At 56.5% G+C, this 14555-nt stretch carries 11 protein-coding genes and 1 pseudogene; 2 read left to right on the forward strand and 10 right to left on the reverse strand.

The window, feature by feature from the left end; all coding sequences use genetic code 11:
* Nucleotides 1–129: 129 nt before the first annotated feature.
* From sufU to cobM, 5 genes are all read right to left on the reverse strand, one after another.
* Nucleotides 130–612: a Fe-S cluster assembly sulfur transfer protein SufU gene (sufU, locus tag ACVWXZ_RS13540; RefSeq protein WP_011434254.1), complete on the reverse strand. Its 483-nt coding sequence runs from the start codon at nt 610–612 to the stop codon at nt 130–132.
* Between the two features lie 167 nt (nt 613–779).
* Entirely contained in the window at nt 780–1958 is a 1179-nt protein-coding gene (locus tag ACVWXZ_RS13545) for an NAD(P)/FAD-dependent oxidoreductase (protein ID WP_457482632.1), read from the reverse strand.
* Nucleotides 1955–2782: a sulfurtransferase gene (locus ACVWXZ_RS13550; RefSeq protein WP_457482633.1), complete on the reverse strand. Its 828-nt coding sequence runs from the start codon at nt 2780–2782 to the stop codon at nt 1955–1957. The genes ACVWXZ_RS13545 and ACVWXZ_RS13550 overlap by 4 nt, the downstream gene beginning before the upstream one ends.
* A gap of 38 nt (nt 2783–2820) precedes the next feature.
* The gene (locus tag ACVWXZ_RS13555; protein WP_457482634.1) at nt 2821–4959 is read right to left on the reverse strand and encodes a tetratricopeptide repeat protein; all 2139 of its coding nucleotides are present in this window, start codon (nt 4957–4959) and stop codon (nt 2821–2823) included.
* 188 nt (nt 4960–5147) lie between these two features.
* Entirely contained in the window at nt 5148–5948 is an 801-nt protein-coding gene (cobM, locus tag ACVWXZ_RS13560; RefSeq protein WP_457482635.1) for a precorrin-4 C(11)-methyltransferase, read from the reverse strand.
* Between the two features lie 244 nt (nt 5949–6192).
* Here cobM and ACVWXZ_RS13565 point away from each other — a divergent pair, with 244 nt between their 5' ends.
* Nucleotides 6193–7512, forward strand: coding sequence for a hypothetical protein (locus ACVWXZ_RS13565; RefSeq protein WP_457482636.1), 1320 nt, complete (start codon nt 6193–6195; stop codon nt 7510–7512).
* Between the two features lie 40 nt (nt 7513–7552).
* On the opposite strand, the gene ispD is transcribed toward ACVWXZ_RS13565, so the two are convergent.
* The 5 genes from ispD to ACVWXZ_RS13590 form a co-directional block, all read right to left on the reverse strand.
* Entirely contained in the window at nt 7553–8260 is a 708-nt protein-coding gene (gene ispD, locus ACVWXZ_RS13570) for a 2-C-methyl-D-erythritol 4-phosphate cytidylyltransferase (protein WP_041437650.1), read from the reverse strand.
* A 45-nt stretch (nt 8261–8305) separates the two neighbouring features.
* Nucleotides 8306–9676 (reverse strand): ammonium transporter, encoded by a 1371-nt coding sequence (locus ACVWXZ_RS13575; RefSeq protein ID WP_240527655.1) that lies wholly within the window; start codon nt 9674–9676, stop codon nt 8306–8308.
* A gap of 303 nt (nt 9677–9979) precedes the next feature.
* Nucleotides 9980–11386, reverse strand: coding sequence for an ammonium transporter (locus ACVWXZ_RS13580; protein WP_457482637.1), 1407 nt, complete (start codon nt 11384–11386; stop codon nt 9980–9982).
* A gap of 151 nt (nt 11387–11537) precedes the next feature.
* On the reverse strand, nt 11538–11876 hold the full coding sequence (locus ACVWXZ_RS13585) for a P-II family nitrogen regulator (RefSeq protein ID WP_011430352.1): 339 nt from the start codon (nt 11874–11876) through the stop codon (nt 11538–11540).
* A gap of 151 nt (nt 11877–12027) precedes the next feature.
* Nucleotides 12028–13443: an IctB family putative bicarbonate transporter gene (locus ACVWXZ_RS13590; protein ID WP_457482638.1), complete on the reverse strand. Its 1416-nt coding sequence runs from the start codon at nt 13441–13443 to the stop codon at nt 12028–12030.
* A 927-nt stretch (nt 13444–14370) separates the two neighbouring features.
* Between ACVWXZ_RS13590 and ACVWXZ_RS13595 the strand changes: the two are divergent.
* Nucleotides 14371–14555 (forward strand): annotated as a pseudogene (locus ACVWXZ_RS13595) (RNA-guided endonuclease TnpB family protein); the annotation flags it as partial.

A 14555-nucleotide genomic window follows, 5' to 3' on the forward strand; every position in this document is an offset into this window, starting at 1 on the left:
ATCGTATTCTTGGCCTATGCGTGATGACAACGATATTCACATGGCCGGCACTGCGTTTTTAAAGGGCGTCGGCTACGGTCGGCGCTATCCTTCCCCGCCCTGAAGGACGGGGCTTGCCGCGCCTTTTGGTCAGTCGGTGTTTTCGTTGCTCACAAAGGCCGACCCATTGGCCTGGGGTTCGGGCGATTCCAGCGCGTATTTGAGCGCATGCCAGGCCAGGTTGGCGCATTTGATGCGCACTGGAAATTGGGCTACCCCTTTCATGGCGTTCAAAGCCCGTTGCTCCCGCGGGAACTCTTCGCCACCGCGCATCATGGCTTGGAAGCGCTCCACCAACTGCAGAGCTTCGGGGATGGTGCGCCCCCGCACCGCATCCGCCATGAGATCGGCAGAAGCCAGGGCAATGGCACAGCCTGCCCCCTCGAATTTGATATCGACAATCCGCTCCTGGCTGGGATCCAGTTGTAAGGTGAGGTCGATGGTGTCGCCACAGGAGGGGTTGTGGCCACGTTGGTGGCGGTGGACGGGATCCACTCTGCCGAAGTTGTGGGGCTTTTTGTACCGCTCCAGAATGACTTGCTGATAGAGTCCGCGCAGGTTATCTAGAGGCATTGTTGCTCCTGGTTGGTCGCTGCTCTGGCCGGTCGGCAAAAGTCGATCCGCTCATAGCCCATTGCCGCCGGGAATAGCCATAGTTCTCAGATATTCAGGATTTGGGAAGCGAGCCCGACCTGGCCCATCTGGTTTTGATCTTAACCCCGTTCTTGGTAGAGCTTGAGTCAGTAGAAAAACTCCTGCCAGCGCAGGGGCTTAAGTTTGCGCATGTACAGCCAATCAAAAAAGTTCTTCAGCACCGTGGCTGCATAGCCGCGCCAGACCAGCCCGCCTTTCTCGGCAACAGCAACGCGGTTCCCCACCGTTACACAAACAAAAACCGTGGCCTGCGGTCGGTAGGGGATCAGAGGTTGGCCGCGGATGAGCCGCAGCAGGTTTTGGGCTGCAATCGGCCCCTGGCGCACCGCGTACACGCCGATCTTGGGCAAGAGGCGGGATCCCCAAACAAAGTCAGCGCAGTCCCCCACCGCCAAGATGTGCTCTGAGCCTTGCACCCGTAGGTATTTGTCCACGAGCAGGGCTCCCGTCGGCCCTGTTGGCAAGCCGCAGGTGCTCAACCAGCTCGGCACCTGGAAGCCACCTGCCCACAGGCGGGTCTGAGCTATCAACTCGGTGCCATCCGAGAGCCACACCTGCTCCGGCCCAAAGGCTTTCACCTGACATCCGGCCCAGATTTCCACCCCCAGATGGCGGATTTCCCTTTCCACCGCCCGGCGGAAGGGTTCCGAGAAGCCCTCGACCAGATGGGCCTGGCGATGGATCAAGATCAGCCGGGCTTGAGCCAAGGGGATCCCTGTTTCTGCGCTCATTTCCCGGCAAAGATCGTAGAGTTCCCCCATCAGCTCTGTGCCGGTACAGCCTCCTCCCGCTACCACAAAGGTCAACAGACCCGGCGTCGGATCCCCCTGGGCTGCCCGTTGCCAGCACTGCCGGATCCAGGTTTGGGCGGCCACCAATTGTTCTGCCGGTCGAATGGTAAAGGCATGTTGGATCCCATCGATGGGGCGCAACTCCCGGCCCACATTCACCAACAGATAGTCGTAGGCCAGAGTTTGGATCCCGGCTTCACTCTCCAGGGTCAGGGTTCGAGCTTCGGGTTGGATGTGGGTGACTCGCCCCGGCAAAAACTGGGCGCCGTTGGCTTGAATATGCTCCAGCAAAGGGATCCGCACCAGCTCCAGAGAAAACCGACCACTCAGCAGCCGCGTGGACATGCCTGAATTAACACTGTAGGGATAGGGGTTGATGGCGATCACCCGTGCCTGCCCTTTGAGCGCCCGCAAGGCGTCGATGGCTCCATAGCCACATCCGGCCAAGATCACAGTGGGCAGGGATCCCCTCATGGCTGGAGCGGGAACTTCTGGAGATCCCCGGCTGCCCATTCCAGGATGGAACCGGAATAGCTTTTGGCCTGCCGGCCCAAATGGGTTAAAACCACCGTGACCCAAGCGGAGCGAACCCCAGCTGTGCAGTAGGCAATGATCTCGGCTTCCGGAGGGATCCCGGCTTTTTGCAGGCGGGCGTGAATTTCATCGGGCGGCAATAGGGATCCCGCCGCATCCATCAGCTCCTTGTAGTAGAGATGCACAGCGCCGGGGATGTGTCCACCGCGCGCCTCACCATAGGGGGTGGCTCCCTTGTATTCTTGGGCTTCGCGACTGTCGAGGATGGCCACACGGTCGGAGCCAAGGCTGGCCCGCAGAGTGTCCCGGTCGATCTCCCACCGGTCGGTTCGCCGCACTACAAAGTCGCCCCGTTGCGGTTCGTCGGCGCTTTGTCGGGTTGTGGTCAGCACTCCCTCCTTCACCAGGGCCGGATAGCCCCCGTCCACCATGACTGCCTGGGGATGACCCAAGCTGCGCAACATCCAAACGATCCAGCCATCTTCTCCCCAGCCCTGTAGCGGATCGGCAGCAACTACCACCGGACGCCCCTGAAACACGCCAAGGCCCTGCAGCTTTTCGGTGAGAAGGACATCATCTGCCAACAGCTTGCCGCTGTTGGCAGCCTCTGGTTGAGTAAACTCCGTCCAGTTCACCGGAATTGAACCCTTCAGGATCCCGTCGGCTTGCAATTCCGCACTGCGTGCATCCAGAAGCGTTGCCCCTTGTTGGATGAGCTGGATGGCGGTTGCAGGGCTGACCACCCAACCTGGCGTTGGTGTCATGGGTTGAGAGAACCTTAACTGGAAGATCCTATCCCACCTTACGGGACGAGTAGGCCGGTATGGGCCTCTTCCATCTGTTTGGAGAGAAGCCGTTGCAGGCTCACTCTGGCTTCGGAGAAGTTGGGAGCGATTTCCAAAGCCGAGCGAAAGTGTTCAATGGCCTGCTCCAGCTTGCCTTGGCGGGCAAGGATGGATCCCAGACGATAGTGAGCTGCTCCATAGCTGCCATTGCTGCGAATGGCCCGTCGATAGCTGGCCTCCGCCGAGGTTAGATCCCCCTTGATGCGCGCCACTTCGCCCAGGCCAAAGTGAGCTTCCGGCAACTCTGAATCTCCTTGGAGGGCCTGTTCAAACTGCTGCATAGCCTGCTGCAACTGTTGGGGCTGGATGAACTTGCGCCCAGAGGCATCCCGTTGTTTGGGCCCCAAGTAGGCTAGGCCAATGGCGGCCATCGCTGCGTGCAGATCGGGGGCCAGCTCCAAAGCCCGCCGGTAGTTCTTCACAGCTTCGCTGTATTGCTCTTGGCTTGCCAACACCAGGCCCAAGCCGTAGTAGGCGCGAGCCTGCTGTCTTTTGAACTGACCATTGAAGACCACCTGGCTGAACTCCTGGCTGGCTTGAGCCAGATGACCTGCATGCACCATTGCCAAACCCAGATCCACCCGCACACCGGCTGCCAACTCAGGAGCGAGATCCAGGTTGAGAGCAGTTCGGAAGGCTGCGATTGCCGCTTTTAGCTGTCCTTTGCGCATCAGCGCTTGTCCCATCACGGCGTGGCCCAGGCCCAGGCGATCATTCAACTCCAAAGCAGCCCAACAGGAATCGATGGCCTCGTCCCATTGCCCCAGCTTGAGGTGAATTTGAGCAACGCAAAGATGGGCCTCGCTGAAGTGGGGATCCAGCCCCAGGGCCTTTTGTTGCTGAGCTAACGCTTCTGCCCAGTTGCCCTTCTCTGCCCAGGCTTGGCCGAGCAGGCTATAGATCTCAGCTTGGGCGGATCCCTGGGTGAGGGGCAGCGCTTCGGGCAAATGGATCAAGACTTCATCCGGCTGATGCTGGGCCAACCACTGCCGCGCCAGGGCCTTCAGGGTTTCCACCAGGTGGGTGTTGATGCCGCTCAAGTTCGGGTTCAGGCGTTTGGCCTGTTGGTAGTGGCTCAATGCCTCCTGCAGTCGGTTGGTTTTCGCCAACAGATGGGCCAGCTCAACGTGGGCCTCGACCTGCAGTCGGTTGGTTTTCGCCAACAGATGGGCCAGCTCAACGTGGGCCTCGACATGATTCGGCTGTTGCCGCACGGCCTCCCGAAACCGCTTCACCGCCTCAGGAATTGGATTGGCCTGTAAAAAGGAAAGCCCTTCTGTAAAGGGATCCTGGGATCCCTCTTCTCGCTCAAGGGTGTCATCGACACGCCGACCTTTCCACCCCAGCCAGCCCCCCCCTGCAGCCAAGATCAACAGCGGGATCCCCAGCCCCAGCGATCTGGCTCGGGCAGGAACATCGGCTTGCCCAAAAGAGCGCACCACCAACCCAGCCCCCAGCAGGAGAGACAAAGCCAGAGCTCCCCCCAAGAAGGGCCTTAGAGCAGGCCTGTGCAACCATTGATCAAGTGTCGGAAAGTTGGCCAGAACGTCGATAGGAGAACTGGGGCGAGCAGTTGTAGGCAGAGGGGTCGGGATCCCGTCTTGGGAAGGGGCATGGCCAACCGAGGCCTGGCTTGGAGCCGCTTCTGGCCAGCGCTCTTTCTGAATTTTGGGAACCGGTGCCCCCAGAGTTTTAACTTTGCGAAAATCGGAGTTGTGGTCGGGATCCACAACAGGTTTTTGGGCCTCCAGCACCCTGATCTCGGAAATCTTGGTGCCCGGTAATATAATCTGCGTGTCATCAGCACTGCTCCCCCCAGAGGACAAGTAGAAGACTTTTTTCCACTGCAGCTGTGTTTCCCCCTGAAGCCGACCGTACACCACCAGTTGGCTAACTCCCTGCACAGGCAAGCCCCCCAATTGGCTGGCAACTCGATGCAACACCATAGAGCGGCTAAACATCCCCTGCCGTGGGAGATCCACCATGAGGTAAAGGACATCTTGCTTCAGGGCCGAACGGGTTGGCAGGGGGGCCAGGGCCTTCTGCAGAGCCTTGATCAGGGTTTCCACGCTGCGAGCAGCAGATGAGCCAGCCATAAAGTTAGAGTTCGCAAAGTTAAGTTAGAGAGTGAAAAAATGGTCTTGTAACAACTCCAATCCAAGAGGGATCCACTTCTCTCCGCAAAAACGAGTACCCCCTCGCCAGAAGTCCAGCCCTCTGACTTCATCTTGCTGCCTCATTGTGCTCAATCTGCCGGAGTCCGTCAATATACTGAAAGAGCCTGTTACAAACGGGGCTGCCGGCCCATTTTGCGACGGAAAAGGTGGGTGTGGTCAGGGCTGTAGAGCCGCGAGCGGGCAGATCTGGAGCTTGACAAGCCTTTCAAGGCAGGGCTGACGAGATAGAGCACTGTGCGTTCTAAGCCGGCTTGCCGGGTGAGGGCGGCCATCTCGGCCAGGGATCCCAGCCAGATCTGTTCGTCCGGCCAACCCAAGCGATAACAAACGGCAACCGGGGTATCGGCGGGGTAGTGAGCCAGCAGATCTGCCTGCGCTTGTTCTACGTGGCGGGCGCTCAGATATAGACACAAAGAGGCGCGGTGGGCTGCCAGACTGGCCAGGGCTTCTGCTTCCGGTACCTGGGTGCGACCGCTGGCGCGGGTGAGGATAATCGTCTGTACCAACTTGGGTATGGTCAACTCCACCTGCAAACGGGCGGCTGCCAATTGAAAGGCGCTTACTCCCGGCACGATCTCAAAAGGGATCCCTGCCTCCGCCAGCCGGATCAGCAGCTCGTGCAGAGCGCCGTAAAGGCAGGGATCCCCATCCTGCAGCCGCACCACCCGCCGCCCCGCCTTGACCCGTTCCACAATTTGCGGCAGCAGCGTTTCCAGCGTGAAGGAGCGGGTGTCAATGGCCTCAACCCCAGGGCGACAATGGGCCAGCACTCCCTCTGGCACCAAAGAACCTGTGTAGAACACTACATCGGCTTCCGCCAGCAGTCTTTGCCCCCGCAGGGTAATCAGCTCCGGATCCCCGGGGCCAGCCCCGACAATGTAGACAGGCCACGACGTCGGTTCGCGCATTTGCTTGCTTCCTACCCCTTCAAGGGCCTCTTTGAAGATCCCTTTTCCAAAGTCTTTTCAAACTGGATTCCAAGGGAACTTATCTGGAGGCTCAAGCATGCAAGATCACGACAGGCACTCGCATCCCATCTTAAGGTACGTTCGGGAAGACTATTATCCCTACGTTGTTTTACCCCAGCCGATTGCTCTCCTCTTGAGGGGGCCAGATCTCCCACCTTGCCCGCCGGAGCCTGAGCCGCCACAGATGCCTGCCCGTCCGCTGGAGCCGGAGCCGCCACAGATGCCGGAGCGCCCAACGGAACCTGAACTACCTCGAATGCCGGAACGCCCTGTTAGGCCAAATCTACCCGAGCTACCCCAGCCTTTGATGGGCAAGCTGCAATCGGCATGGGCAACTGGTGCTGGTGTTGCTGTGCTCATTACCTTGATTATTGCGGAGGCTCCAGAATTGGTTGTTTTAGCAGGTATTGTCGGTATTGCAGCGCTAGCACGTTTTCTCTACGAATCATGGACATACGAGAAGCGAAAAGAAAAATATGAGAGAGAAAGAGCAGAAAAAATATGGAAACATGAAGAAGCTCTGCGTTGCTGGGAAGCGGAATGCAAAGCCCTTGAACAAGCCCACCAGGAAAAACTGAATAAATATTACGAAGAGGTTTGTTTGTGGCAAGTAAGATGTGAAGAGATCCGGAGAGTTCATCAACAGAAATATGAGAAAGTTCTGCGACGGTGGGAAGCAGAATGTGAAGCTCTTATACAAGCTTACCAAGAAAGATTGAGAGAACATCAAGAGGCCCTCCGGCAGTGGGAAGCAGAGCGCGAAGATCTAAAAAAAATCCATGAAGAAAACCTGAGGAGGTACCAAGAGACCGACCTGCGCCGGTGGCAGGAAGAGTGTACGTCCATCAGAAGAAGGCATTGGGAGAAATATCAGGAAGCTCTACGGCAGTGGGAAGCAGAGTGCGAAGCCATTGAAAGAGAACACCGAGATCAGGCTATGGAGCTTATTGCTAATCAAAGGGTCCAGTATCCTGATACAGTTTCTGATGCTCGCTGCGGAAGATTTGATAACTTCCTTCGAAATGCTTTGATGAGACAATTGGAAAGTCTAGAGAGAGATAGCTTTAAAGTTACTCTGCTTCCAGAGAGGTCAGCTGTTAGCATAGAGCAGTCTAGTGTCCGGTGCTATACCCCTGATATCGCAATGCAGGTATCTAGAGATGGAAAAAGATCACTCGTTTTACTCATTGACATTGAAATTGATGAGCCATGGTTTCTTGAAGGTAATCTGTGTAGGCCAGCCCATACTGTGAATGATCCTAAGCAAAGTAAGCGTGATGCTTATCTAGCGGATAGAGGCTGGGTTGTAGTTCGGTTCTCAGAACGGCAAGTTTATGAAGAAAGTGAAAAGTGCATTAATCTCATCTTTTGCTTGGTTTCAGGTGTCTTGGGTGCATTAGATTCTAAACAGCCAGACTTATCATTTTCATTTCCAACGGACCACAAGAGATGGGGTGATCAAAGTGCTCTTAGTGAACCTAGATTTCCTCCTTCCTACTTTTAATTCCCAAGGTTGAGACTGGCCCTACCGGGATTGAATTGAGCTAACGCGCTGGTCCGAGACGCTGCTGCAAGATTTGTGCGGCCAGCAACACATCCAGGGGGGTGGTTAGCTTCAGATTGGATTCCTCCCCTTCGACGATGTAGACTGGCCAACCCAGCTTCTCGAATAGGGCTGCATCATCGGTTACCTGCCAACCCTGGGCCAGAGCCTCCCGATGGGCTTGCCATAGCATCGACAGGCGAAACCCCTGCGGCGTTTGCGCTGCCCACAGCCGGCTGCGTTCTGGGGTTGACTGAATTTGGATCCCTTTTGGGCCTGCCTCAGCGACTTTAATCGTGTCCTTGACAGGGATCCCCGCGATGAGACCATCCACCTGCTGCAAAGCAGCACTACAGCGATCGAACAACTTAGGGGTAGCTAGGCAGCGGGCCCCATCGTGGATCAACACCCGCTCTACTGTTCCCAGGTTATAGAGATACTCAACCCCCCTGTAAACCGACTCCTGCCGCGTCGCCCCCCCTTGTAAAAGCTGCACCGGCGTGGACAGATCCATTGCCGCCAGGATCTGCTCGATGGCCGGCCAATCGCCGGGTTGGGAGAGAATGCCGATCCACTCGATGGAGCTGGCCTGATCCGCAGCCTGCAACGTCCAAGCCAAAATTGGCTGACCCAAGAGCGGCAGCAACAGCTTATTGACCGCAGCTCCCATTCGCTTGCCGCTGCCAGCCGCCGGGATCAGAAGGTGCATGGGATCCAAAAGTGCATCCAACCGGATCCCAGTGTACTGCTCAACTCAACCTTCCAACTCTCCCGAAGCAGTGACAAAGTCAGGGTAGGCAATGTTGCCGTGCTCGCCAATATCCAAGCCGGCCAACTCTTCTTCTGCCGAGACGCGCAGACCGATGGTGCCCTTCAAAATCAAAAACAAAGCCAGACAACAGATAAAAGACCATCCTCCCAGGGCAATAACCCCCAGAATCTGTACCGGCAACACCGCCCAAGTCACCCCCGCTTCCGCATGGGCAAACCACGGGATCCCTGCAGCAATGACCCCCCAAGCGCCGCACACCCCATGTACCGACACCGCCCCCACCGGGTCATCCACCTTCAAGGTGCCCTCGATAAACAGCACCGACAACACCACCAACACCCCGGCCACCGAGCCGATAAGGATTGCCCCCAAAGGATGAACAGTGTTGCAAGGGGCAGTAATGCCCACCAGCCCCGCCAGTGTCCCATTGGCTGCAAACGTCATGTCCGGCTTGGTAAAAATGGCCCAGGAAGTACAGAGAGCGCCGATGGCTCCTGCCGCCCCGGCCAAATAGGTATTGAAAGCAATCCAGCCAATATCAGGAATCGCTGCCGTTGTAGAGCCGGCATTAAAGCCAATCCAGCCCAGCCACAGGATCAACGCCCCCAACATGCCCAAGGGTAAGCTATGCCCGGGAATAGCCCGCGGCTCCCCATTAGGACCATACTTGCCCAAGCGCGGACCCAACACCAAAGTTCCCGCAAAAGCTGCAGCCCCACCCACCAAGTGCACCACCCCCGACCCGGCAAAGTCAATGTAGCCCAGGTTTTCCAGCCAGCCGGCTGTACCACCGTTGTAGTCGGCAAACAGGCCATTCCAGGCCCAGCCCCCGGAAATCGGGTAGATCGCCCCAGAGATGACGATGGAGTAAATCAAATAAGCCAAAAAGCGGGTGCGTTCCGCCATTGCCCCGGAGACAATGGTGGCAGCGGTGGCGGCAAACACCAGTTGGAAACAGAAGAACGTGAAAGGCCAAGCATCGTTTTGACTGCCGGCTTCAGCTCCCTGTTGCCAGTTGAAAAAAAACCAGTTGGTGCCCAAAAAACCGGCCACATGGGATCCGAACATCAGCCCAAACCCCAAAAACCAAAAAGCGCAGGCCCCGAAGCAGAAGTCCATCAGGTTCTTCAGGACAATGTTGGTAGCATTTTTAGCCCGCGTGAAGCCCGCCTCCACCATGGCAAAGCCCGCCTGCATGAAAAACACCAGCGCCCCGGCCACCGTTGTCCAGACGATGTCGGCATGGTATTGCTGAGTTTTCAGTAAGGTTTGTAGCTCAGCCCAAGCCTCGGGTGGGAGAGCCTGTTCCAGAGCCGTGAGATCCGTCTGGGCCAGAGCAGGCGGGGCAACCAAACTTCCCAACCCCAGCAAAGCTCCAACCCCCAGCAGGACTTTCCCCCCTGTCCTCAAACCCAAAAGGATCCCCTGCCGAAGACGAGAGAAAACAGTCTCACCTATCTGACTTTTCATCTCGATTCCAAGTCCCACACCTCGATTTTGAGCTATTTCTCCCCTCCTACCCGTAACCACCTACACCAATGCCACCAAATACATCAGCAAGCCATAAAAGAGAGGGCCAGACCTGACCCCCTCTCTTGATTTTCAGTCCCGTGTCGCTCAGATCCGACAGCCTCCCGTCGAACCGAGCGCAACAGCTCAAGCTCCCTCCACCTCGGTGGCAGCAATGACAAAGTCAGGGTAGGCTATGTTGCCGTGCTCGCCCACATCCAAACCGGCAATCTCTTCCTCGGCGCTGACGCGCAAGCCAACAGTTACCTTGAGGATTAAAAACAGGATTAGACAGGTGATGAAGGGCCAGAAGAAGAGAGCGAGAGCGCCTACCACCTGCACGCCGAACTGTGCCCAGGTAACCCCTGAATTGGCGTGGGCAAACCAAGGGATCCCTGCTGCCAACACCCCCCAGATACCACAGGTGCCATGCACGGAAACCGCGCCCACTGGGTCATCAATTTTCAGCGTCGTATCCAAAATCACCGCGGAGAGCACCACGAGGATTCCGGCCACCGAGCCAATGATCAAGGCCCCCAGCGGATGAACTGTATTGCAAGGGGCAGTGATGCCCACCAAGCCCGCCAGCACCCCGTTGGCGACAAAGGTCATATCCGGCTTGCCAAAATGAACCCAAGAGGTGAACATCGCCCCAATTGCTCCAGCCGAAGCTGCCAGCAGCGTATTCATGGCAATCCAGCCAATATCGACAGAGGCTGCAGTGGTGGAACCGGCATTAAACCCGATCCAGCCCAATGCGAGGATAAACACCCCCAACATCCCCAGCGGCAGGTTGTGGCCAGGGATCGCCCGCGGTTCTCCATTAGGGCCGTACTTGCCAATGCGAGGGCCGAGCACAATGGCGCCTGCCAAGGCCGCAGCGCCGCCTACCAAATGCACCACCCCCGATCCAGCGAAATCAATGTAGCCCAGATTTTCCAGCCAGCCGGCTGTGCCGCCGTTGTAGTCGCCGAACAGCCCGTTCCAGGCCCAACCCCCAGAGATGGGGTAGATTAGCCCAGAAATAACGATGGAGTAGATCAAGTAGGCCAAGAACTTAGTGCGCTCTGCCATCGCTCCGGAAACAATGGTGGCGGCGGTAGCGGCAAACACCATCTGGAAGACAAAGAAAGTAAAGGGCCAGCCATCTGCCTCGTAAGCCTGCTGCCAGCCAAAAGCAAACCAGTCAGTGCCGAAGAAGCCAGCACTTTTGCCGAACATGAGGCCAAACCCGATGAACCAGAAGGCGCAACAGCCCATGCAGAAGTCCATCAAGTTCTTCATCATGATGTTGGCGGCATTCTTGGCGCGGGTAAAGCCCGTCTCCACCATGGCGAACCCTGCCTGCATGAAGAACACCAAGGCCGCCGACACGATCGTCCAAACAACGTCAGCGTGTTTCTGAACTGCCTCGGCCTCTTGAGCAAAGGCAGTTCCCTGGCCGAATAGAAAGACCAGCGCAGCCATTAGAGCAGCAGTCAGACTCCACCTGGCCGGTCGCCAGAGCCACTGGGGCACCTGGCTCTTGAGCTTTTGGATCATTGTTGTACTCATGCTTTTCGACTCACCTAAAGGGACAGTACTTCTCAAAAGACATTACCCGGAAAGTGGGGCAAGAACATCTCATCAGGTATACAGCAAAAGAGACATGCAGCAAACCCCCACAAGGCTCAGGACGGGTAGCCCAAACCCCAAAGATCCCTCCTTACAGGGCATCTTGGTTGAGTTCGCCAGTGCGGATGCGGATGGTTTTTTCGACGGGGCTGATGAAAATCTTGCCGTCCCCAATTTCGCCGGTGCGAGCCGCTGCAATCAGCTTCTCCACCACCGTATCCACCAGATCATCTTCGACCACGATCTCCACTTTCAGCTTTTGTAGGAACTCTACCGTGTACTCGGATCCCCGGTAACGCTCGGTTTGTCCCTTTTGCCGGCCAAAACCCCGTACTTCACTTACGGTCATGCCGACAATCCCGGCATTGACCAAAGCAATTTTGACCTCATCCAACTTAAATGGCCGGATCACGGCCTCGATTTTTTTCATCTGCCTCCTGCACCCTGAACAGTTCCGCTAATTTCTAACACTACCAACACCTGTGAATTGTAAAAACGGATACATTTTTTATCTCCTACTGAAGATGATTACCACTCTGGGTTGGCTCCCGTCAAGACTGGAAGGTCAAGCTTAAGCTACCCTAACGGGAGGAAGCCTCCGATGGGGTCTCACCAACATCCACGGGCGGCTGAGGGCTAAGAGAGGCCAAGCTGGCTGTAATGAGCGCTACCGCAAGCCACCACAGCATTTGTACCTGGGGACGATACCAGATGGTATCCACCAAGCCGTGGGCCATCATGCCGGTGCAAGCGGCCAAGCCCGCTGCCACCCACAGACCCTGGGGATCCCGCAAGTTGAGCAAAGTTTTCCAGCATCTCCAGCCGTGATCCCAGAGCACCAAGAGGAACCAGGCGAAAGTTAAAGATCCGATGAAGCCAGTCTCTACGGTGAGCTGCAGCGGCACCGAATAGGCTCCAAGGGCGCTGAAGTTGCCTCGTTGGTAGAGGGGATAGACGCGGTTAAAGGCAACATTGCCGGGGCCGATCCCCAAGATGGGAAAGTCGCGGATCATCTCCAGCACCGCCGCCCAGACATTGAGGCGAAAGTTGTTGCTGGTATCCAACCGCCCCCAAAAAAGGCTCTGCACCCGCAGCCGCAGGGAGCGTACCGTCAGGATCCCGAGCAACAGAGCAGCCCCCCCTCCGCCCAACAGGGCCGGCAAGGCCCAACGCCGCCAGCGGGCTGGCAAATCGACAGAATGCCACTGTGCCAACAGCACGACCATCAGGGTGAGCATGGCCAGCCCCCCAATCCAGGCACCGCGACTGTAGGTGAGCAACAGGCAAATCAGGTTCACCGCCGTCGTAAACCCGGCCAGGAGTTTCGCTCCCCAACTGGGCCAAATCCAAGTGGCGGCCAGCCCCAGGGGAATGACCGGGATCAAGTAGCCCCCGTACAGATTTGGGTTGCGCAGATAGCTGTACACCCGCGTCAGACCTGCCAAGCCCGACTCCGGATCCACCCAGGTGGCCAGTTCTGCTGCCCCATAAAAGTATTGCCGCAGGCCGTAGACCCCCATCACCAAGCTGACCAAAAGCAGGGATCCAACGATCCCATCTCGGAATTGGGGTTTGCGCAGCAGACGATGCAACAACAGATAACCAGCCAGGTAGAGAGTCAACTTCAGCCAGCCATCCCGTGCTGCGTAGGCAACCGGAGAGAGAATCGTTGCCAAGGTGGCAATTCCCCAGAAAAGGCCCAGGGGCAGATGCAGCGGCAGCCCAATCGGCGTTTCCACCAAAGCGCACAGGCCCACCAGAGCGGCCATAGCCAGCAAAATCAGGCCCAGGATGCCGGTGGAGCTTTGCGCAGAGAAAATCCAGTAGAGCAGCACTAGCCCCAGGCCAATCCGGTCGGAAGTTTGAACCAATATGCTGCTCTTCCCCCAACTTTGCAGGGATCCCAATAGACGACCCAAAAGGCTTCCCTGCCACCAAGCCTTGATGGGAAAATCGCGCAGCAGAAAACCGTGCCACCGTTGCGTTGCTCGTTCCATAACCCTCCGGAGCCTGTTGGGCACAAGTTCATACGCCCCAAGTCACCTTCCGATTGCGTCGGTGGGACGAAGTTCTAGCTTATATCCCCAGAGGCAAGGAGACAACGAAGAAGAGCGCAACCTCTTATCGCGCCAGCCGGACAAAGTACCCCTCAACAAAAACAAAGAACCGGCTGACTCACAAGACTCTACAAGACAAAAGGCATCGAAGAGTTATCAAAGTTGGGTTTTCAATCTTAAGAACAAGTCTCTGTAAAAAGCAAAGAAGAACAGCAGGAAAAACTACAAAAAGCTCTATCTCAATCTTCAATCAAATGTTGGATTGCCGCAATCGAAGATCTCCTGACCTACCACAGACCGATTCTCAAAAGATTCTTCAGGCAACACAGGCTAACACTTGACCTTGAGATCCTCTTTCACCTTCGGCATTAGGAGAAGGGATTTGATCGCCTAAGCGGGATCCAGACCAACCTTCCTTGGCTCTAACTGCGTTCTGGGAATTGGAGTTGGAATAGTGAATCTGAATACGAGTAGGACGGCCCAGACCCAGGGCGGATCCCATGCAACGGGCTAAGATTTGCACCTTAAACTCAAACTCGCCAATGCCATCCATAATCTTTAACCCTGCAGTCTCTGCTCTTAATTCAACTGTAGGAGAAGGTCTACGAAACCTCTTCAGTGGGAATACAGAACTTTTTGAGCTGCGGAGACTTCTGGATTATGAAAGTTATGTAAAGATGCCTTTGTTTTCGCCAGACAGGGCGAGTACTTGACCTATTCTTAAACAACTTGAGTCAAGCTGGGCTCGGTATCTTCACCAAATTTTCGGGCTGGAGGCCCGCACCATAGCCGCAGGCTTGGTGTCGGGAGGAAAGCCCGCCTCCTTATAGGTTTGCTGGTCAAGTCTGGATGAACTACAATAGGCCCATGAGCCAGACTATCTCTGTACGTTGCAAGCTGATAGTCCCACAAGAGTTGCGTCAAGAGATTGACCGCACTTTGCAGGGCTTTGCGAACGCTTGCAACCAGATTCTCGACACCGCCAAACAAAAGAACTGCTGGAACACCGCTAAGCTGCACCACTTGGTCTATCGGCCGGTAAGGGCAGCAAC

The sequence above is a fragment of the Thermostichus sp. MS-CIW-38 genome, assembly GCF_054058415.1.

What these genes read in the sequence shown, in the direction of transcription:
- ACVWXZ_RS13545 (WP_457482632.1), bottom strand. Translation starts at nt 1,958, where the DNA reads ATGAGGGGATCCCTGCCCACTGTGATCTTGGCCGGATGTGGCTATGGA.
- ACVWXZ_RS13580 (WP_457482637.1), bottom strand. Translation starts at nt 11,386, where the DNA reads ATGAGTACAACAATGATCCAAAAGCTCAAGAGCCAGGTGCCCCAGTGG.
- ACVWXZ_RS13590 (WP_457482638.1), bottom strand. Translation starts at nt 13,443, where the DNA reads ATGGAACGAGCAACGCAACGGTGGCACGGTTTTCTGCTGCGCGATTTT.
- ispD (WP_041437650.1), bottom strand. Translation starts at nt 8,260, where the DNA reads ATGCACCTTCTGATCCCGGCGGCTGGCAGCGGCAAGCGAATGGGAGCT.
- ACVWXZ_RS13585 (WP_011430352.1), bottom strand. Translation starts at nt 11,876, where the DNA reads ATGAAAAAAATCGAGGCCGTGATCCGGCCATTTAAGTTGGATGAGGTC.
- sufU (WP_011434254.1), bottom strand. Translation starts at nt 612, where the DNA reads ATGCCTCTAGATAACCTGCGCGGACTCTATCAGCAAGTCATTCTGGAG.
- ACVWXZ_RS13555 (WP_457482634.1), bottom strand. Translation starts at nt 4,959, where the DNA reads ATGGCTGGCTCATCTGCTGCTCGCAGCGTGGAAACCCTGATCAAGGCT.
- ACVWXZ_RS13565 (WP_457482636.1), top strand. Translation starts at nt 6,193, where the DNA reads ATGCCTGCCCGTCCGCTGGAGCCGGAGCCGCCACAGATGCCGGAGCGC.
- ACVWXZ_RS13550 (WP_457482633.1), bottom strand. Translation starts at nt 2,782, where the DNA reads ATGACACCAACGCCAGGTTGGGTGGTCAGCCCTGCAACCGCCATCCAG.
- cobM (WP_457482635.1), bottom strand. Translation starts at nt 5,948, where the DNA reads ATGCGCGAACCGACGTCGTGGCCTGTCTACATTGTCGGGGCTGGCCCC.